Raw genomic sequence first — 20391 nt, forward strand, 5'->3', positions numbered from 1 at the left:
TGCCGCGTACATGATCTCTGACACATTTGCATGTTCCAGGAGATCATTGATGGGCGAGGCGTATATCATTGACGCGGTGCGCACACCGCGCGGCATTGGCAAGGTCGGCAAGGGAGCCCTTGCTGACATGCACCCGCAACATCTTGCGGCCACCGTTCTCAAGGCGTTAGCTGAGCGGAACAATCTCAACACAGCGGATGTCGACGATATCATCTGGTCCACCTCGGCGCAGAAAGGCCCACAGGGCGGCGATCTAGCTCGCATGGCGGCGCTTGATGCAGGTTACGACACTAAGGCTAGCGGTGTGACGCTGGATCGCTTTTGCGGCGGCGGTATCACCAGCGTCAGCCTCGCCGCAGGCCAAATAATGAGCGGCCAGGAAGATCTGGTCATAGCTGGCGGTACTGAGATGATGTCGCTGACGGCCCAGATGGCACGAGACGAGACCGCGGCCGGACTGCCCCAGCTCGGCATGGGATCGGGCAACATGCGACTGCAGGCCGCGCATCCGCAGTCACACCAGGGCATCTGCGGCGACGCGATTGCCAGCATGGAAGGCATCACTCGCGAAGCGCTCGATGCGCTGGCGCTCGAGAGTCAGAAGCGCGCCGCTCGCGCAATCGAAGAAGGTCGATTCGACCGCAGTGTGGTACCGGTTTACAAGGAGGACGGCACCCTGGCGCTTGACCGCGAGGAATTCCCCCGACCAAACACCACTGCTGACGATCTCGCAGCACTGGAGCCTTCGTTCGCCAAACTGGCCGACGTGCCGCTCGATAATGAGGGGACCACCTTCCGCAAGCTGATCAACCAAAAGTTTCCCGACCTCCAGATCGAGCACTTTCATCATGCCGGAAACTCGAGCGGCGTGGTGGACGGCGCTGCCGCAATCCTGCTCGCCTCTCCGAGCTATGCGGAGAAGCATGGGCTGAAGCCGCGCGCCCGCATTGTCGCCACGGCAAATGTGGGAGACTGCCCCACCCTGATGCTCAACGCACCAGTGCCCGCTGCTCGCAAGGTTTTGGAAAAGGCAGGCCTCACCATCGACGATATCGATCTCTGGGAGATCAACGAGGCGTTTGCAGTGGTCGCGGAGAAGTTCATTCGTGATTTGGATCTCGACCGCGAGAAGGTGAACGTCAATGGCGGCTCTATGGCGCTAGGCCATCCAATCGGCGCAACCGGCTCGATCCTCATCGGGACCGTGCTCGACGAGCTGGAACGCCGCAACCTGAAGCGTGGACTCGTGACCATGTGTGCCGCTGGCGGCATGGCGCCTGCTATCATCATCGAACGCATCTAGAACGCGTCTCATGGGCGGCCGGACGTGCGATGTCGCCCGGCCGCTCGCGATACAGGCGCCATTGGGGAGGGACAGAACAATGCGGCTCGAGCCGTTGCTGCGCGTGAGCATCAACCTGGGCAAGCGCTATCCAATCGGCTTAATCCCGAAGGGTCGGCGTAATGTATGGGCTCTCGCCGGCGGCACCGTGGAAGGACCGCGCATACGTGGCACGGTGGCTCCGGTCGGCGGCGAATTCGAGTTGATTGACGCCGAGGGCATCTACCACATCGACGTGCGCCTCGTCCTTGTCACTGAAGATGGCGCAAATATCTTCGTGCAGTACTTTGGTGTGGCAAACACCGATGCGGCTGCCAAGGAGCGATACAAGCGAGGTGAGATCGTCGACTTCGGCGACACCTACTTCGTCACGCAGCCACGCTTCGAAACGAGCCATCCCCGATATGCCTGGCTCAACCACGTCATGGCGATCACGGAAGGCCGGGGCACAACGGACGGCGTCGAATATTTGATGTATCACTGCATCCCAGACAAGTCCGTCGGGCTGGCGAATGCCGACGCGCTGTTTGCCTACCAAGCAGAATAAGGAGCTGGCGCTTGCCGAACATGTTCGATTTAACGGGCAAGGTGGCACTGGTCACCGGGGGAAACCGCGGCATCGGCTTCGCGATGGCAGAAGCACTTGCCGCACATGGAGCTGACATCGCAATTTGGGGCAGCAACGCCGATCGTAACGCGCAGGCGCTGGAGAAACTTTCTGAATTCCCAGTTCGCGTCAGCGCTCGAACCGTGAACGTCGCGAATGAGGCGGAGGTCGTCGCCGGGATGAATACCTTAAGCGACGAGTTCGGTCGGGTTGACACAATCATTGCCAACGCTGGGGTCGGCGGCAAGCTGGAGCGGTTCACCGAGTCCACAACCGAGAACATGCGCGATATACTCGGCGTCAACCTGGATGGCGTCTACTGGACGCTGCGAGAAGGCTGCCGCTTGATGGTGGAGCGGGCGAAGGCAGGTGAACCTGGCGGTTCTCTGATCGGAGTGGCTTCGCTCGGCGCGGTCTTCGGAATGGCACGCGCAGAGATTTACTCCGCGAGCAAGGCGGCAATTGCCGCGCTGATGCGCTCGCTTGCTGTCGAGCATGGACCGCACGGCATTCGGGCGAACACTGTGGCGCCGGGCTTCATCGCCACCGACATGAACCCCCACCTTGATACGGACATGCCGACCACGCGAATCCTGCCGCGCATTCCCCTCAAGCGTTGGGGTAAAGGCACAGACTTTGGCGGGATTGCCGTGTACCTGGCGTCAGATGCGAGTGCCTATCACACCGGCGGCTTCTTTTTGATTGATGGCGGCTTCGCCGTCCGATAGCATAGAAACACACGGTCAACCTATTCTATTTTGACCGGGCTATAGCGTCTGTCCGTCATCGATAGTGAAAGCGCTCCCGGTCACGAAACGGCTCGCATCGGAACTGAGGAACAGCAGCATAGCATCGAGGGAATCCTCACCCATTAGCCGCCGCCGCGGCCATTTCTGGATCTGGCGCTTGCCGCCTTCACTTGCGAACCAATCGATATTGATGTCGGTAGGGATGTAGCCGGGCAGCACCATATTGACATTAATGCCGCGATTTGCCCAATCGCGCGCCAGTACCCGGCCGAGTTGCAGGGCGGCCGCCTTCGATGCGCTATACGGACCCGTCCCAGGCGAGATCGACTGGGCGGTGACGGAAGAGATAATCACCATTCTTCCGTTCTGTCGATCTGTAGAGCCCGCCGCGATCAGTCGTCGTGCCCCTTCTCGCAAGGTAAGAAAGAGCCCGCGCACATTTACGGATAAAATCGCATCAAGCGACGACGCCTCCACGTCGAGCGCTAGACCTTCGATGTTGGTACCAGCGTTGCCGATGATAGTGTCTACGGTTCCAAATGTCGCCTCCGCCGCATCATAAGCAGCGCGCGTTGAGTCCTCGTCGGCGACATCCATCTGTACCGCGATTGCTTGGCCTCCTTCCTGCCGGATTTCCTCCGTCAAGCTTTCAAGCAGCGTGGTTCGACGAGCGGCCAGCACCACGTTGGCACCGTTCGCCGCAAGGATACGCCCGAAACGTGCGCCAAGCCCCGATGAGGCCCCGGTGACAAGCGCGGTACGGCCGCTTAGATCGAAACTGAAACCCGACATCCACTCTTCCTCTGGTTTACATTCGAGCAGAGCTTAGGCGCCGGTGAAGCGCGCTTGCCGCTTTTCGATGAACGCCGCCACACCTTCCTGATGATCGCCCGTGCGACCAGCTTCGCGCTGCAGGCGTCGCTCGGTTGCCAGCGCCTGCTGCCAATCCTGCTCTGCTGCCGCCCAACCTGCCTTGCGGATCAATCCCAGTGAACGCGTCGGACCCGCGGCCAAGGCAGCAGCGAGATCCAGTGCCGCCTGATCGAGGTCCTGATCGCGCGTCACTCGGTTGATCAAGCCCCATTCCAGCGCCTTTTCTGCCGGCAGACGCTCGCCCAGCAGCATAACCTCCATCGCACGAACGCGCCCAATTGCCCGCGTCAGTAGCCAGCTCGAACCGCCATCGGGCACCAAGCCGATGCGCGCAAATGCCTGAAGAAAATAGGCGTTTTCGCTGGCGATGATCATGTCTGCGCTAAGCGCAAAGGAGCAGCCAACTCCAGCAGCAGCGCCCCGCACGGCCGTTACGAATGGGATTGGCAATTGGCTGAGCTTCACCATTAGCGGGTTGACGCTCGTCTCCAACGCAGCGCCGGCGTCCGGCAACCCATCCTCAGCAACTGTGCCAAGATCGCCTGACAGATTCGCGCCGGCACAAAAAGCACGTCCAACGCTGGTCAGCAGCAGCGCCCGCGCAGTATTGCCGACAGTGTCGAGCACATGGTGAAGCTCTTCGACCATCTGCATGTCGACTGCGTTGAGGACTTCGGGTGCGTTAAGACGCACTATGGCGACATCACCGGCCTTCTCGAATTGAATCTTGCTGTATTCCATGGCTGGCTCCTGAAGATAGTTGCTCTGCCGTCAATCGGCGAAAACGGGGACGCGTCCCTGTTGTGAGGACAAGACAGCTTCGATCTGGTTCGGGCGCGACATCAGCGCGGCTTGCTCAACCGATTCTGCCATCAGCACCCGCTGCTTGATCTCGCTATCGTCTATAGCGAGCACGCGTTTGGCCGCGCGGATTGCATCGGGACTTTTGTTGGCGATTTCGCGCGCAACGAGAAGCGCCTCGGCCCGGGGATCGCCACACACGCGCGTGGCAAGGCCGAGCGTGAGCGCCTCTTCGCCAGCGATCGTGCGTCCGCTATAAGTTAGGTCGGCCAGCACGTCGGGCCGCAGCATGTCGCGCAACAGCCACAGCCCACCCATATCGGGGATGAGCCCCCATTTGATCTCCATGATCGACAGTTTCACAGTGGGCTGAACGAAGCGCATGTCCGCGCCCAGCATCAGTTGAAAGCCGCCGCCGAACGCCACGCCATGTACCGCAGCGATCACTGGAACGGGCATCTCCCGCCATTGCAGGACGGCATGCTGCGCAGCGTTGGCTGCGCCATGCGTCCGCGGCACGAGGTCCATGTGCGCCTCACCCTTCGCCATCTCTGAAAAGTTCTGCAAGTCCAGTCCGGCGCAAAATGCACGTCCGTCCCCGGACAACACGATCGCACGTACGTCCTTGCGCGCCCGCAGGTCTTCACCCGTCTTGACAAGCGCGTCGAACATCGCAGGATCAAGCGCGTTCATCTTGTCAGTACGGACCAGCCGCACATGCGCCACATGGTCGGCAACATCAACAACGACCCGATCATTCATCGGCCAACACTCCCAAGATTGCAGACACGGAGCCGCCGCCTAAAGCGTGACGACCACCTTACCGATCACGCTTCGCGTCTGCAGGCGAGCGATCGCTTCGCCGCCGCGCTCAAGAGGGAAACGCTCGGAAACCAGCGGCTTTATTCTTCCGGCTTCGTAAAGACTTATAAGTTCAGCGACGTTCGCCTCGTGCTGCGCCGACGCATGATTGATGAACGCGCCCCAAAACACGCCCACAATCGAGCACCCTTTTAGGAGCGGCAAATTCAGCGGCAACCGTGGTATGCCAGCGGGAAAACCCACGACGAGATAGCGCCCGTCCCAAGCCATACTTCGGAGCGCCGGCTCGGCATAGTCGCCGCCCACGCCGTCATATACGATGTTGACGCCGTCGGGGGCGATTTTCCTAATCTCAGCGGTAAACGCCTTGGCTTCTGCACTGTCGAGCGGCCCTGAGGGATAGATGATCGTCGCGTCAGCGCCGCGCTCACGCGCAACTTCGGCCTTCTCGGCAGTGGAAACAGCTGCGATCACTTGAGCCTTATAGGCTTTGCCCAGCTCAACAGCGGCGAGCCCCACCCCACCTGCAGCACCGAGCACCAACAGTCTATCGCCGCTCTGAATACGGCCACGATCCTTCAGCGCATGCTGTGAAGTTCCGTAGGTCATCAGAAAAGCAGCTGCTTCATCGGCCGGCATGCTGTCGGGTATGGCGAAGCACCGGTCTGCCGGGAGTACGACCTTGTCAGCGAGCCCTCCCCAGCCTGAACCTCCGAGTACACGCTGACCTACCCTGAAGCGATCAACGCCCTCACCTACGGCATCGATCCGACCCGCGAATTCCGCCCCGGGTGCAAAAGGCCGCTGAGGTCGAAACTGATAAAGATCCTGGATGATCAACACATCCGGATAGTTGATACCTACTGCCTCCACCTCCACACGGACCTCTCCCGGCCCTGGAATTGGCTCCGGCACATCTCTGAGTTGAAGAGTCGTGTGATCGCCTGATTGGGGACTCAGCAGCGCCCGCATCGTATTCCCGCTCCGCCGCCTCTATCAACCGTTTATTGACCGGCTAATAAGATTGTAGAGAGAGAGAGTCAATGATCGTTATGGAGCGAATTAAGTCGCTTGAGCTTCAAGCGCGAGATCGCGCGGGGCGGCTTTGGCCGTCGAGGTCCGTGATGCGCCCGCCCAGCTCGGTTGCAAGGCTTACGCCGTAAGCTGAAGCCGGCGACTGGAACCCAGAAGTGTATCGGCCTTGAGCGATTCGTTCGGCTATCTCGATGCTGGCCGCTGCGGTGAATTCATAACCCGAGCCCGTTTCGATCACTGAGCGCACGATCCGTCCATCCGCTGCCTTGGCTTCCGCAAGCGCAAGCGCCCGCCAACGCGCGTTCTGCTCTTTGGTTGGGCCTTCCGGAAATGCTTCCAAACCTCCCTCCAGCATCCTTGAAGCCGGACTTTTCGGCCCGTAGACCGCGATATTAGGAATGCCGGTCGACTTGAAGGCGGTGACGACATCGCCCATCGGCAAGAGCTCGCAGGTGAAGCTCCGAAGTCCAAAATTTAGCTCGACCAGCGGCGGCGAATAATCCAAGTCGACCAGTACGCCGCCGCGGCGAACGATCTTTCTGTTCCCGATCAAACTTCCGGTCCGCAGGGTCCCGCGCGAGGGCACACCGTGGATGTGTGCCAACCCGATCCGCAGCCACTCCGCTCCGGTGGCGCGAAGCGCCACATGCAAGGCGATGCAGTCGCTTGGCACAACGTCCCAGCCGGCACCCGGCATCAGCATGACCCCGGCGTCGCGTGCTTCCGCGTCGAGCGAGTACGCGAGCTCGAAGACGCCCACCTCTCCGGTTATGTCGATGTAATGGGCGGAGTTGTCTAGACATGCGCGAATGACCTGCCGAGCCGTCGCCGCGAAGGGTCCGGCTGCGTTGATGACGCAGTCCGCTGCAGCCACGGCGGCGCCGAGTGCGATGCGGTCGTCGGCATCCAAAACAAGACCGTCCACCCCGAGTTCGGTCGAAAGCGCCACGACCTTGCTCGCGTCCCGACCGCCCACGGAAAAGTTCAGGCCCCGCTTTGCGGCGCGACGGGCTATCATGCGGCCGGTATACCCGGTTGCTCCATAGATCAGGATTTTCGCCAGGGTTCGTTCCTCTCGCAAGCCTCGCCCGCTTGGCCGAGGCCAGCGGCACGTGCCGTTCTCAACGGTACTTGGACAGCTCCAGTCGCGCGACCGCGCGATTGTGCACCTCGTCGGGCCCGTCGGCGATCCGGAGCGAGCGAGCACCTGCATAGAACTTCGCGAGGCCGGGACCGGTGGTCACGCCTCCGCCGCCCCAAGCCTGGATCGCGTCGTCGATGATCCGGCACGCGATCTTCGGAAGGGCAGCCTTGATCATCGCGATCTCGAGCTGCGCGCCCTTGTTGCCGACCTTGTCCATCATGTCCGCGGCCTTGAGCGTGAGCAGCCGAGACATCTCGATGTCGATGCGCGCCTCGGCAATGCGCTCGTGCCAGATCGTCTGGTCGGCAATCTTCCGGCCGAACGCCGTGCGGGCCTCAAGCCGCCGGCACATCATTTCGAGAGCATATTCGGCCACGCCAATCGTGCGCATGCAATGGTGGATGCGCCCCGGCCCGAGACGACCCTGTGCGATCTCGAAGCCGCGGCCTTCACCCAGAATGATGTTTTCGACTGGGACGCGAACGTCCTCGAGCAGCACTTCTGCGTGACCGTGCGGAGCGTCATCAAATCCGAACACCGGCAGCATCCGCACAATTGTGAGCCCAGGAGCATCCCGCGGCACGAGGATCATCGACTGCTGGGCGTGCTTGGGCGCAGACGTATCCGTTTTCCCCATTACGATCACGACCTCAGCACGAGGATCGCCCATGCCGCTGGACCACCACTTGCGCCCATTCACGACATACTCGTCACCGTCGCGGACAATCGAGGTCTCCACATTGGTGGCGTCTGAACTCGCCACGTCGGGCTCGGTCATCAAAAAGGCCGAGCGAATCTTACCGTCCATCAGCGGCTTGAGCCAACGTGCCTGTTGCCCCGGCGAACCGTAGCGAAGCAGCAACTCCATGTTGCCCGTGTCGGGTGCCGAGCAGTTGAAGAGCTCGGGCGCCCACTCGACCCTTCCGGTTAGCTCCGCGAGCGGGGCATACTCCAGATTGGAGAGGCCGGCGCCGCGTAGCCCATCACGCTCGTGCTCGGATGGAGGAAGAAACAGGTTCCACAGGCCCGCGGCCCGAGCTTCCTCTTTCAAATCTTCGACGATCGCGGGCAACTGCCAACGGTCGGCGCCGAAGGCCGCCATCTGCGCCTCGTAGATCGGCACGGATGCGATCACTCTCTCCTGCATGAAGGCCCGCATGCGCTCCATCCATTCCGACTGGCGATTGCTGAACTCGAAATTCAAAGCCTCTCTCCCTGCACCGCCCGTATATTCTCGGAGCGCACATTAGCGCTGCGGCTACGCGCGCTGCTGCGCAAACGATAGACCAACGCGATGCCTCAGCAAATATTATTTGACCAATTGATTATTCGCGCTGGCTGCTTATGCCAACCCCAACAGATACTATGTCGAGAGGGACTGGATGACCGATGCTTTCGATGCCCCGGGCTCGTTCGAAACACTGCTGACCGAGCGCCGCGGCGCAGTGCTGATCGTTTCGCTTAATCGTCCCGACGCGCTCAATGCGCTCAGTGCGATGATGGTCGACGAGCTGAACCACCTGTTCGAGACACTGCACCGTCGCGAAGACATCCGCGTCGTCATCCTTCGCGCAGAAGGCCGCGCGTTTTGCGCTGGGGCGGACTTGACCACCTGGGACCATGCGCCTGGGGAAGACGGCCGCGTCCACCGCGGCCTCGCGATTCAACGCAGCATCGCGCGCATCATGCAGCTCATGCGCTCCTGCCCGCAGCCGATCATCGCCCTGAGCCAGGGCGCCGCCTGCGGCGGCGGCTTCTCGCTGCTGCTGTCGAGCGACGTGCGCTTCGCCGCACCGAGCCTGCGCATGAACGCCGCCTACATCCGTATCGGCCTGAGCGGATGCGACATGGGTTCGAGCTATCTCCTGCCGCGGCTCGTGGGCATGTCGGTTGCATCCGAGCTGCTACTGACCGGCCGGTTCATCCATGCCGAGCGAGCAGCCGCAGTCGGCCTCGTCAGCGCGGTCGTGCCGGAGGACGAACTACTAACGACAGGGCTGTCGCTCGCCGAGGAAATGCTGAACACCAACCCGCTGGGGCTCCGCCTTACCAAGGACGGCCTGAATTTTGCGGTCGACGCGCCCAGCATGGCGTCAGCCATGGCGATGGAGGACCGGCAGCAGATCCTAGTCGCAGGGACGCGCGACGCCACGGAAGCTCTGGCGGCATTCTTCGAGAAGCGTCCACCGGTCTATCGCGACCTTTGATCCCGATCTTGGGAGGGTCCGGTGCGCGACTGCACCGGACCAGACCGATTACGCCGCCTCGGCGCGCGACAGCTTCGCATAGCGGGCGAGGTGAAAATCGCGCGACCCGAACTGGGATTCGATCACAGTTGCGCGTTTGAAGTAATGGCCGACAGCGAGTTCGTCGGTCATGCCCATGCCGCCGTGCAGTTGCACTGCGCTTTGGCCGATATAGCGCGCGGACTGCGCGATGGTGGCCTTCGCGGCCGATGCGGCGCTCGCGCGTGCGACCGGATCGGCATCAAGCTTGAGCGTGACGAGGTAGACGGCCGACACTGCCTGTTCCAAGGCCATGTACATGTCGACCATCCGATGCTGCAGCACCTGGAAGGACGCGAGCGGCTGGCCGAACTGCCGACGCTGCTTGGTGTATTCGATAGTGTCCTGAAGCATCCGCCGCATACCACCGACGGCTTCGGAACAGACTGCGGCGATCGCCTCGTCGCGCACTTGCTCGAGCAACGGCAAGCTCTGCCCTTCCTGGCCGAGCAGCGCATCGGCCGGCAGGCGCACCTCATTGAATTCAAGGTCAGCGGCGCTGCGGCCGTCAATAAGGCGGTATGGGTGCATGGTTATTCCGGCAGCCGCCTTGTCTACTAGGAAGAGTGACACCCCAGCAGCATCGCGACGGCCGCCCGAGGTGCGCGCGGTCACGAGCAGATGAGTCGCTACAGGAGCGGCATCCACCACCGTCTTCGCGCCGTTCAAGATCCACTCATCTCCTGCACGACGAGCGTAGGTGGAAATGTCATGAAGGGCGTAGCGGGCTGTCGGTTCACAAGATGCGAGCGCGAAACGCGCCTTGCCGTCCAGCATCGCTTCAAGCGCCTGGCGGGTCCGTTCACCCCCCGTGCGGCGCAGCAGGCCAGCGCCGACCACCGCAGTTTCCAAATAAGGTTCGACTACGAGCGCGCTTCCCAGCGCTTCCATGATAACCATCGTGTTGACAGCACTGCCGCCGAGGCCACCAAACTCCTCGGGCAGCGCTGCGCCGATGATCCCAAGCTCCGTGATGCCGGTCCATATCTCCGGCGACGAGGACGCGTCTTTGATGAGCTTACGGCGATCGTCGAAACCGTACTTCTCTCGGAAAAACCGTGTGACGGCATCCTGCAGCATGACCTGCTCTTCGCTTAGCGTAAAATCCATAACGTCACCCGCTCTTTCCTTTGACTCGTTGTCACCTGCTATGCGATTGTTTAATCGATTGAGCAAGATCGTCTGACCGTTTGTGGGGCCCGACCGCCTCCTCCCTCGAGGGTCACGCGGGCGGACCGGCAGCAACTTATAAGAGAGGGAAGATGAACCACAAACGGCTACTGGAGCCCCTTGCCCACCGTGGCCTTCTATATTCTAACCGAATCGTCTTCTCGCCACTGACACGTGCGCGGGCGACCTCGGACGGCGTTCCAGGCCAATTACAAGCGGAATACTATCTTCAACGCGCATCCGCTGGGCTTCTGATTTCCGAAGCCATTGCCATAAGGCCTGATGGACGCGGCGGCGCTTGGACGCCAGGCATCTACAACGAGGCGCAGATCGACGGGTGGCGGCAAACCACCGACGCGGTGCACGCAGCGGGCGGTCGCATCTTCGCGCAGCTTTGGCATGCGGGCCGTTTGTCGCATTCCTCCTTCCATCCCGAGCGCCTTCCGCCAGCCGCGCCCGCTGCAATCGCTGCCAGCGGCCGCGTCGTTCTCGAGAGTGGCGCAGCGCCCTACGAGACGCCCCGTAGGCTGACAATCGACGAAATCGAACAATACATCGCGCACTATGAGCAGGCGGCTCGCAATGCTATGGAAGCGGGGTTTGACGGCGTCGAAATCCACGGCGCGCATGGCTATCTACTCGACTCTTTCCTGCGCGATGCAATCAACAACCGTGACGATGCCTTTGGTGGATCGGTGGAAAACCGAGCCCGCTTCTTGGTGTCTGTGATCGGCAGAGTCACCGATTGCGTCGGCGCCCACCGCGTAGCGGTCCGCCTCTCGCCGAACACCACGGCAGGCGACATGACCGACAGTGATCCTGAAGCCACCTTTGGCTACGTAATCGAATGCATGAACGCGCTCGACGTCGCGTGGATCGATGTGATCGAAGGCAATAACATGGTCACCCGCGACGTGCCCGGCGGCCTGGATACCGATATCCTGACGCGCGCCTTCAGCGGTGGCATCATCCTGAATCACGGGTTCACATTCGACATGGCCGATGAGGCGCTCGCCGCTGAGAGGGCAGATATGATAGCGTTCGGACGAGATTTCATAGCCAATCCGGATCTGGTCGAACGTTGCCGCAAGGGCCTGCCGCTTGCCACGTCCGACCGGTCAGTTTGGTATGGCGGCGGCGGTGAAGGCCTGATCGACTTTCCTCCTCATCCCGCCAGCAGCGAAGCTGCCCAAAGCTCGGTGAGTGGCTAAGCGGCAATGAAGGATGCATCGCTCGCCGCCGACGTTTCGCCTCATACCCACCAAGGTCGCGATGACCGCTACAACCTTATCTATCCCTTGAAGGCGCATCCCGAAATCGGGGATGGCCGCTCCGTCGAGGTGGCGGAAGGCGTGCACTGGCTGCGAATGCCGATGGGCAAGGAGCTGGGCTACATCAACGTCTGGGCACTCGCCGATGGCGACGGTTGGACTGTGGTCGACACCGGTATGCGCACAGAGCAGACGGTGGAGGCCTGGCGCATGGCTTTCGCGGAAACGATGCAGGGACGTCCAGTCCACCGCATTCTGGTGACGCACCTGCATCCGGACCACAGCGGAATGGCAGGCTGGATTGCGAGCAGGACGGGTGCGCGGCTGTGGATGACGCGGCTTGAATATTTGATGCTTCGTGTGCTTGCCAACGATACCGCACGCGAGGCGCCTGCCGAAGGCATCGACTTCTATCGCGGTGCCGGCTGGGATGAAGCGGCCCTCGATCGTTACCGGGCAAGGTTCGGCGAATTCGGTAAGCTCCTCTACCCGATACCTAACTCCTTCCAGCGCATCACTGACACGCAGCGGATCCGGATCGGCAAGCATGTCTGGCAGGTTGTCGTGGGAGCTGGGCACTCACCTGAGCATGCCTGTCTCCACTGCCCCGATTTGAACCTGCTCATTTCAGGCGATCAGGTTCTTCCGCAAATCTCTTCCAACGTTTCGGTGCACCCCCTCGAACCTGAGGCCGATCCGCTCTCGGACTGGCTCAATTCACTCGCTCACATTCGGACCCACATCCCCGATGACGTGCTGGTCCTTCCTGCTCATGGGGATCCATTTATAGGATTGCACAAGCGCGTTGAGCAGCTTGCCAGCCGACACGAAGAATCGCTCGTGCTGCTCGCTCAAGCGCTGCAGAAACCACACCGTGCCGTCGATGTCTTCACTACGCTATTCCGGCGCCCAATTACGCCTGAACTACAGGGGATGGCCACCGGCGAAAGCCTCGCTCACCTAAACTGTCTGCGTTCGCGCGGTATCGTTCGCAGAGATTTTGATGGTGAGAATGTCGCCTGGTGGTCCAGGGAGGGCGTGGTCACCGACGCGTGAGGCATCTGTTCGGGAGACGATCAGCACGCGTCGATTTGTGCGCCACTGCGCCAGGCCGCCTGAACATGGCGCAGCTCGTTTAAACGCAAGCTTCACCATCGTCTCAATTCACGAGAGCGCTTATCGATGCGAGGACGCGTACGATTGCATCCGAGGGCATGGCGCGGTTGTCAACATTAGATGTCACGAGGCACGTCAGTCGAGCTGATTTAGGCGGCAATATGCTCCGCGGCGAGGCGAGGGTTGAGTTGCCGACCGACCTATCTCCGGACCGTTAGTTAGGCGATTGATTAAGATGCTGGGAGCAGTTATAGGTCCGTCATGTGATTAGCCAAGGAGCGTACATTGCCGGAAGCTTACATCGTCGCCGCCACGCGCACCGCAGGTGGGCGCAAAAACAGTCGTCTGAGCGGCTGGCATCCTGCTGACCTTGGCGGACTGCTGCTCGACTCTCTTGTCGAGCGCGCCGGCATCGACCCTGCTGCAGTCGATGACGTGATCTTAGGCTGCGTAACCCAGGCCGGTGAGCAATCGGTGCACATCGGTCGCAACGCCGTTCTTGCTTCGTCGCTTCCGGTCAGCGTTCCCGCGGTAACCATCGATCGCCAGTGCGGCTCCTCGCAGCAGGCGCTTCACTTTGCCGCGCAGGCGGTTATGTCCGGCACTCAGGACATGGTTATCGCCTGCGGCGTGGAAAGTATGACGCGCGTACCGATGGGCAGCGCATCGCTCCCGGAGAATGGCGTCAGCCCTTGGAGCGACAAGATCCTCACCAAGTTTGGCGTTCCGGCGTTCAGCCAATTCCAAGGCGCGGAGATGATCGCGAAAAAGTACGGCTTTACGCGCGAAAAACTGGACGCATTCGGTCTGGAGAGCCAATTGCGCGCAGGTGCAGCCACGCAGAACGGAGCATTCAAGGACGAGATCACACCGGTCGAGATTATCAACGCGGATGGCGAGCGTGAGTTGCACATCGTCGACGAAGGCGTACGATCGAATGTCTCGGCTGAAGCGATGGCTGGCGTTCGGCTGTTAGTGGAGGGCGGGACGCTGACTGCCGCGACGTCCAGCCAGGTGTGCGATGGCGCGTCTGGTGTGATCGTCGTTAGCGAGGCGGCGCTCAAGGCGCACAATCTTACGCCGCTTGCCCGAGTCCACGCGATGACCGTGACCGCAGGCGACCCAGTGATCATGCTGGAGGAGCCGATTCCGGCGACGCAGCGCGCTCTCCAGCGGGCGGGCATGAAGATCGGCGACATCGACCTGTACGAAGTTAACGAGGCGTTCGCCCCGGTACCGCTTGCGTGGCTCGAGGTAATTGGAGCCGATCCTGACAAGCTAAACGTGAACGGTGGAGCGATTGCGCTTGGTCATCCGCTTGGAGCATCCGGCACCAAGCTCATGACCACACTCATCTATGCTCTTCGGGCAAGGGGCAAGCGCTTTGGCCTTCAAACAATGTGCGAAGGCGGCGGCGTCGCCAACGTAACCATCATCGAAGCGCTCTAAAGCGGCACAACACTCATCGATAAAGGGGATGAAGAAGTGAAAATAGCAGGATCCGCTGCCGTCATCACCGGCGGCGCGAGCGGCCTCGGCGAGGCCACCGCACGAGCGCTCGCCGCTGAAGGTGCCAAAGTCGCCATTTTCGATCTGAACGAGGAAGCGGGGGAGAAGGTGGCGGCCGAACTGGGCGGCATTTTCTGCAAAGTGAACGTAACTGACGACGCCAGCGTTGATGCTGGTTTTGCGAAAGCGCGTGCAGCGAATGGGCAGGAGCGTATTCTGGTCAACTGCGCGGGCACCGGCAACGCGATCAAGACCGCCAGCCGTGATAAGAAGACCGGTGAAATTCAGCACTTTCCGATCGACGCCTTCGACAAAATTATTCAAATCAATCTCGTCGGCACGTTCCGCTGCATTGCCAAAGCGGCAGCGGGCATGCTTACGCTCGACCCGCACGAAAGTGGCGAACGCGGCGCAATCGTAAACACCGCCAGCGTTGCCGCACAGGACGGTCAGATCGGCCAAGCGGCCTACTCGGCATCTAAGAGCGGTGTCGTGGGCTTGACACTGACGGCCGCGCGGGACCTTTCTTCGGAGGGGGTTCGCGTCAACACGATCATGCCTGGCCTGTTTAACACGCCATTGTTGAAGGGCGCGCCGCAAACAGTCCTCGACGCTCTCGGCGCACAGGTACCTTTCCCCAAGCGGTTGGGTGAACCGGCCGAATTTGCTGGCCTCGCCATAGAAATGGTTCGCAATCCGTACTTCAATGGTGAGAGCGTACGGCTCGATGGCGCGATTCGGATGGCACCGCGTTGACGCGCCCTAGCAGCCTGCCGCAGTATAGGTCGTGAAAGTGCTTTGGACGGACCGTGAAACGAAGGTTATCACGGCGTTCAACTCCAAGATGTCACCTTATCTTTCTTCGGCTTGCTGCGCTAGCGCTCGACCCGAGCGTTCCACCTGAGCGCAGCCCCAAGGCATTCTCCTAGAAGCCTTGGGGCACGTGCAAGCGACATCGAGAACGTGGTCCAGCGGTTCTCCGCGGCGTTCAAAGGTCGTGCACCTTTTGTGTTCGCTTGGTTGACGCTGCTGCAGCATCGTGCTCCCGTAGCTGGAGAACAGGTACATATTCTTCAAGATCGTGTGAGCTGATCAGGGGTCCGGCCTTCGATCAAATGGCATGTCAAACAAGCGGTCGGGCCATGGAAACGAGTATATACCGGAGGGCAGCGATGCGCGGACTCTTATTAACTTCAGTTGTCCGACTCGGTTGCTGTGAGAGATACGAGCCGTAAATCAAGCATCGCGTAACATACCAACGACAATTTGCTTGACGGATATTGTTATTCGATCTCGAAACCCGAGACGTAGCCGGTTCGGCTGCCTAGGACTTGGAAAATCCAATACACCGGCATCGCTTTTTCCCTAAGCGGATCAATTCAAAAGCGATTGCGTTGAGCGGACAAGTCTTCGGTTCATTGTCCAGCGTAATCACAAGAGAGTGGTCGCGGCACGTCCACTTTACGCAGGAGTCGCCCCAACATGTCACCGGCAAGCTGTACAAGAAGCTTATCCGCCAAAGCTACTGGACTAAGGCAAAAGGAGCAGGCGCGGTTGTCTATGCCTGCTCACTTCTCAAAGCAGCGAGCTTAACATGACCGATGATCTTACTCAGTTTCGCAAAGAGACGCGGGCATGGCTGCAAAGTAATTGCCCCCTCCAGATGCGCGAACCGCAAACCGACGAAGATCTTTACTGGGGAGGGCGCGATGGCGCCTTCGCCAACTCGGCGCAAAAGCAGTGGTTCGAGGCCATGCTGTCGCGCGGGTGGACGACGCCGGACTGGCCGACGGAGTACGGCGGTGGCGGCCTCGATCCCGAGCGTGCGAAGATCCTGCGTGAGGAGATGAGCCGCATCAACGCCCGTCCGCCTCTCTCCTCCTTCGGGATCTGGATGCTGGGTCCCGCACTGCTGAAGTACGGCACCGAGGAGCAAAAACGGTATCATCTGCCTCCTATCATACGCGGCGAGATCCGCTGGTGTCAGGGCTATTCGGAGCCGGGCGCCGGCTCGGACCTGGCTTCAGTAGCGACCCGAGCAGAGGACAAAGGCGATCATTGGGTAGTGAACGGTCAGAAGATCTGGACATCCTACGCCAACAAGGCCGATTGGATTTTCTGTTTGGTGCGGACAGACCCTACAGCGCCCAAGCACCTGGGCATCAGCTTCGTCCTCTTCGACATGCGAACGCCCGGTGTCTCGACGCGGCCGATCAGGCTTATTTCGGGCAACTCTCCGTTCTGCGAGACCTTCTTCGACGATGTCGTCGTTCCAAAGGGGAACCTCGTCGGAACGCTTCATCGCGGCTGGGACGTCGCCAAGTACCTGCTTGGTCACGAACGCGAGATGATCAGCGCTATGGGGCTCGGCGAGGTGGAATCAATCACCACTGGTATATCCGAGATTGACCCGCTGCTACGGAGTCAAATGGCCTTGTTCGACGTGCGCGCCGCGGCATTCCGTGCCTGTTCCGAGCTCTTCCTGGATGAGTTCAGGGCCGGTCGCGCGCATCCAGCGAAGTCATCGATGATGAAATATGTCGGGACCGAACTCAACAAGGCGCGGCACGAGTTGCTCATGAGTGCGGGCGGCTTCGAGGCGGCGCGTTGGTCGGGGGGCAGTGACGCCGGCGCCTCTGCACAAGCTTGGCTCCGCAGCAAGGGCAACTCAATTGAGGGTGGTACCAGCGAGGTCCAGCTCAACATCGTCGCCAAACGTATCCTGAGTCTGCCCAGCACCTGACAGGAGGCCTTCATGCCGCTCTATCACGACGATGAACAGACCATGCTGCAAGACACAGCACGAGGCTTCTTCGACGAACACGCGCCCGTTTCGCACATGCGCGGCCTGCGCGATGCCAAGGATCCAGCAGGGATCGCACACGAACTCTGGCGTCGCTGCGGGGAAATGGGCTTTACGATGGCCTTGATCCCGGAAGAGGACGGCGGTTTGGGCTTAGGCCACGTTGAGGCCGGCATCGTACAGGAGGCCATCGGTCGTAATCTGACGCCCTCGCCATTGCTCGCCACCGCAATCGGCGGCGTCGTGGCTCTTCGAGCTGCGACGAACGACTTGCGAACCGAATGGCTTCCACGGATCGCTGAAGGAGTGGCCATCGTCGCGCTGGCACTCGAAGAAGGCAGCAAGCACGCGCCCGATCAAATCACCTTGAAGGCCTGCAAGCATGCCGACGGCTTCGTACTGAATGGAGCGAAGCGCTTCGTGCCGCATGCCCACATCGCTGATCTGTTGATCGTCAGCGCACGCTCTAGTCCGGGTGCAGAACCAATGCTCTTGGCAGTGACACGCGAAACTACCGGCATTACGATGCGCACGCAGCAACTAGCCGATGCTAGCCTGGTGTCTGACATCGAGTTCGACGATACGGTTGTGGAACATTCGAACGTGCTCGTCCCGCCTCGTGATACAGGGGCGCTTCTCGAAGAGATATTGAACGCAGTGCGCGTGGGCGCCGCGGCAGAACTGATCGGCCTTGCAGACGGCGCCATGGAGCGCACCTTCGCATACTTGCGCGACCGTAAGCAGTTTGGTGTCGAGATCGGCAGCTTCCAAGCGCTCCAGCACCGTGCCGCGCATCTTTATGGCGAGGTCGAGCTCGCACGCGCTGCCGTACTAAAGGCCCAACGGGAACTTGACGGGGGCTCAGGGGATCGCTCTCGCCACGCCATGGTCGCAAAGGCGATCGCCTCGCAGGCGGCAACGCTCGCAGTACAGGAAGGCGTCCAGATGCACGGCGGAATAGGTATGACTGACGAGCACGACATCGGTTTGTTTATGAAACGCGCACGCGTATTGGCCGAACTCTACGGCGATACGAACTATCACGCTCACCGGCTTGCAAGCGTCAACGGTTACTGATCCCGCGCTTCATCAAGGTCCACCCCGGCCATACGATCACAAGAGAGGTGTCGAGACGCCTGCGCGGGTAGCTCCACCTCGACCTCCGCCGGACCGACGCTCTGCCCGTACCGCTACAAGGGCGCGAATACGGAGGTGCAAGGCTGTGATGGCCTCGGACTATAAGCCACCGGCCAGCTTTTCTACACCGCTTCCTGGCCCAACGCCTGGCCCGAACCTTAGCTCACCAGCACACCCATCGCTTGTCGTCGCCGTAAGGAAGGCAAAAAGAGGTAACATTACATCGCCTACTGCCATGTTGTAAGCTGCTCATGCGGTATGCACAGATGGAGCGATCTCGGCGCCACCAAGCGCTGCAATCCCGAGATGCGGACACGTTTGTCTTCAACTTGTACGTCGCTTGGGCAGATGTTAAGTGGGCGTATGAAGAAACCTAATGGCGCAGCATCTGTCACCAGAAAGCAGCTTCTTTCCGCCGCCGGCGAGCTGATGGCCACACGCGGTTCAACTGACATTTCGCTAAACGACATCGCGGAGAAGAGTGGCCTCAGTTCGGCACTTGTTAAGTACTATTTCGGAAATAAAGCTGGAATGATGCTTGGCCTTCTGCGTGAAGTGCTGGCACCCTCCTTGCTGCAACTACGCCATCTGCCAGCAATGGAATTACCGCCGCAAACTAAGCTCCGAATCCATATCAGCGGATTGGTGAAAAGTTACTACTTGCACCCATATGTCAACAGGTTGATGCACCAGTTACTTTATGAGGATTCCGAAACGTTTGGGCCTATCTTAGCAGAAGAGTTCAGCCGGCCAGTTGCTGACGTCCAAAAGATGATTTTGGAAGAGGGCACGAGACTTGGTGTCTTTCGACCGGTTGATCCATTGTTCTTTTACCTGCACATCATTGGAGCTTGTGATCAGTTGTTTCATGGAAGGGCACAACTGGAACATCTTTTCGGCGTAAAGACTATTGATGATGATGTGCGCAGAGGCTTTATAGACCACCTTTACGGCGTAGTGATGAGCGGGATCGCCGCTCCGGTGAGTTCAAGTTGACCCATCAAGGCTAAGCAACTTGTTTCAGCACCGACTACAAGCACTAGCGCTGCTCGTAGACTTTTCAAACGCGGGGAATACCGCACCGCTCGAAAACATGCTGCCAGCAAGGCCGATGGATGTATCTGCAACTTGAAGAACCCTTTAGCTTGCTGCGCTCCTCATCAGAAAGAGCGTTGCGTTTTTCGCCCATCTAACCCCGTACCCGTCCCGCTTTCTAATCGACCACATGAAAGGAAAAAAGCTCAGGCTAGCAATGCACCGTGACCATTCATCGGCAGTTCAACATTGAGCCTAGCTGCCGCGGTACCAATGGCCGCTGCCGCACGCTTGCGCTAGTCGCGGCCTGCTAAGGAGACCTCTCTTGTTGGCAGCTGAAGCGCAGGCAAGCGGTCTACAAGGCCGAGTGGGAGGACGGGTTCGAATCCACGACACGTGTTGTAGAAGCTCTATGCGTTCTTGACGTGGCTTAGGCCGCACCATCCTGCTTCATGCCGAACGCAACATGCGGCGTCCGCACAGGGGCGAGTGCCGCCGGGCAACTTAGGAGCAGCGAGATGCAAGTGGACACCCCCCATCTACTCGGTGTTGCGCTGCATATGAGGCTGGCGACGACTGGTTGAGGGCTTCAACATAGGCTGAGGCTTGTGTGCCGGCACGTTTTTTACTGCCAGTGGTTTCGCGTGACGCCCCGTTTGAGGGTTTCGGGCGCAGCTACGCCGTCGAGGCTC

18 protein-coding genes are annotated in these 20391 nt (G+C 60.2%); 11 read left to right on the forward strand and 7 right to left on the reverse strand.

Annotation, left to right across the window (positions count from 1 at the left end; genetic code table 11):
- Positions 1-49 precede the first annotated feature (49 nt).
- The 3 genes from C2R25_RS02180 (at position 50) to C2R25_RS02190 (ending at position 2677) form a co-directional block, all read left to right on the forward strand.
- The gene (locus tag C2R25_RS02180) at positions 50-1303 is read left to right on the forward strand and encodes an acetyl-CoA C-acetyltransferase (protein ID WP_103727665.1); all 1254 of its coding nucleotides are present in this window, start codon (positions 50-52) and stop codon (positions 1301-1303) included.
- 79 nt (positions 1304-1382) lie between these two features.
- Entirely contained in the window at positions 1383-1889 is a 507-nt protein-coding gene (locus tag C2R25_RS02185; protein ID WP_158250603.1) for a DUF3237 domain-containing protein, read from the forward strand.
- Positions 1890-1909: 20 nt separating this feature from the next.
- Entirely contained in the window at positions 1910-2677 is a 768-nt protein-coding gene (locus C2R25_RS02190; protein WP_103727667.1) for an SDR family NAD(P)-dependent oxidoreductase, read from the forward strand.
- Between the two features lie 39 nt (positions 2678-2716).
- On the opposite strand, the gene C2R25_RS02195 is transcribed toward C2R25_RS02190, so the two are convergent.
- The 6 genes from C2R25_RS02195 to C2R25_RS02220 all read right to left on the reverse strand — a co-directional run bounded on the left by C2R25_RS02195 (position 2717) and on the right by C2R25_RS02220 (position 8577).
- Entirely contained in the window at positions 2717-3490 is a 774-nt protein-coding gene (locus tag C2R25_RS02195; protein ID WP_103727668.1) for an SDR family NAD(P)-dependent oxidoreductase, read from the reverse strand.
- A 33-nt stretch (positions 3491-3523) separates the two neighbouring features.
- On the reverse strand, positions 3524-4312 hold the full coding sequence (locus C2R25_RS02200) for an enoyl-CoA hydratase-related protein (protein WP_103727669.1): 789 nt from the start codon (positions 4310-4312) through the stop codon (positions 3524-3526).
- Between the two features lie 30 nt (positions 4313-4342).
- The gene (locus C2R25_RS02205) at positions 4343-5134 is read right to left on the reverse strand and encodes a crotonase/enoyl-CoA hydratase family protein (RefSeq protein ID WP_103727670.1); all 792 of its coding nucleotides are present in this window, start codon (positions 5132-5134) and stop codon (positions 4343-4345) included.
- Positions 5135-5173: 39 nt separating this feature from the next.
- Positions 5174-6166 (reverse strand): NADPH:quinone oxidoreductase family protein, encoded by a 993-nt coding sequence (locus tag C2R25_RS02210; protein ID WP_103727671.1) that lies wholly within the window; start codon positions 6164-6166, stop codon positions 5174-5176.
- A 106-nt stretch (positions 6167-6272) separates the two neighbouring features.
- Positions 6273-7442 carry a trans-acting enoyl reductase family protein gene (locus tag C2R25_RS02215; RefSeq protein ID WP_103727672.1) on the reverse strand — a complete coding sequence of 390 codons (1170 nt, stop codon included), beginning with the start codon at positions 7440-7442 and terminating at the stop codon, positions 6273-6275.
- Positions 7351-8577 (reverse strand): acyl-CoA dehydrogenase family protein, encoded by a 1227-nt coding sequence (locus C2R25_RS02220; protein WP_103727673.1) that lies wholly within the window; start codon positions 8575-8577, stop codon positions 7351-7353. Before C2R25_RS02220 ends, C2R25_RS02215 begins: the two co-directional genes overlap by 92 nt.
- Positions 8578-8755: 178 nt before the next feature.
- Between C2R25_RS02220 and C2R25_RS02225 the strand changes: the two genes are divergently transcribed.
- On the forward strand, positions 8756-9580 hold the full coding sequence (locus C2R25_RS02225) for an enoyl-CoA hydratase/isomerase family protein (protein WP_103727674.1): 825 nt from the start codon (positions 8756-8758) through the stop codon (positions 9578-9580).
- Positions 9581-9628: 48 nt separating this feature from the next.
- On the opposite strand, the gene C2R25_RS02230 is transcribed toward C2R25_RS02225, so the two are convergent.
- A complete protein-coding gene (locus C2R25_RS02230; RefSeq protein WP_103727675.1) occupies positions 9629-10768 on the reverse strand; it encodes an acyl-CoA dehydrogenase family protein in 1140 nt (379 codons plus the stop codon).
- A 152-nt stretch (positions 10769-10920) separates the two neighbouring features.
- Here C2R25_RS02230 and C2R25_RS02235 point away from each other — a divergent pair, with 152 nt between their 5' ends.
- The 7 genes from C2R25_RS02235 (at position 10921) to C2R25_RS02265 (ending at position 19660) form a co-directional block, all read left to right on the forward strand.
- Positions 10921-12039 carry an alkene reductase gene (locus tag C2R25_RS02235; RefSeq protein ID WP_103727676.1) on the forward strand — a complete coding sequence of 373 codons (1119 nt, stop codon included), beginning with the start codon at positions 10921-10923 and terminating at the stop codon, positions 12037-12039.
- 6 nt (positions 12040-12045) lie between these two features.
- Positions 12046-13155, forward strand: coding sequence for an MBL fold metallo-hydrolase (locus C2R25_RS02240; RefSeq protein ID WP_233203718.1), 1110 nt, complete (start codon positions 12046-12048; stop codon positions 13153-13155).
- A 345-nt stretch (positions 13156-13500) separates the two neighbouring features.
- Positions 13501-14664 (forward strand): acetyl-CoA C-acetyltransferase, encoded by a 1164-nt coding sequence (locus tag C2R25_RS02245; RefSeq protein WP_103727677.1) that lies wholly within the window; start codon positions 13501-13503, stop codon positions 14662-14664.
- Positions 14665-14700: 36 nt separating this feature from the next.
- Positions 14701-15480 (forward strand): SDR family NAD(P)-dependent oxidoreductase, encoded by a 780-nt coding sequence (locus C2R25_RS02250; protein WP_103727678.1) that lies wholly within the window; start codon positions 14701-14703, stop codon positions 15478-15480.
- An 838-nt stretch (positions 15481-16318) separates the two neighbouring features.
- Positions 16319-17467 carry an acyl-CoA dehydrogenase family protein gene (locus tag C2R25_RS02255; protein ID WP_103727679.1) on the forward strand — a complete coding sequence of 383 codons (1149 nt, stop codon included), beginning with the start codon at positions 16319-16321 and terminating at the stop codon, positions 17465-17467.
- A gap of 12 nt (positions 17468-17479) precedes the next feature.
- Complete coding sequence (locus C2R25_RS02260; protein ID WP_103727680.1) at positions 17480-18604, forward strand: acyl-CoA dehydrogenase family protein; 1125 nt, start codon at positions 17480-17482, stop codon at positions 18602-18604.
- A 423-nt stretch (positions 18605-19027) separates the two neighbouring features.
- Positions 19028-19660, forward strand: a complete 633-nt coding sequence (locus tag C2R25_RS02265; RefSeq protein ID WP_233203719.1) for a TetR family transcriptional regulator — start codon at positions 19028-19030, stop codon at positions 19658-19660.
- Positions 19661-20391 lie beyond the last annotated feature (731 nt).

The organism is Novosphingobium sp. HII-3, from assembly GCF_002916655.1.
Lineage (GTDB): Bacteria > Pseudomonadota > Alphaproteobacteria > Sphingomonadales > Sphingomonadaceae > Novosphingobium > Novosphingobium panipatense.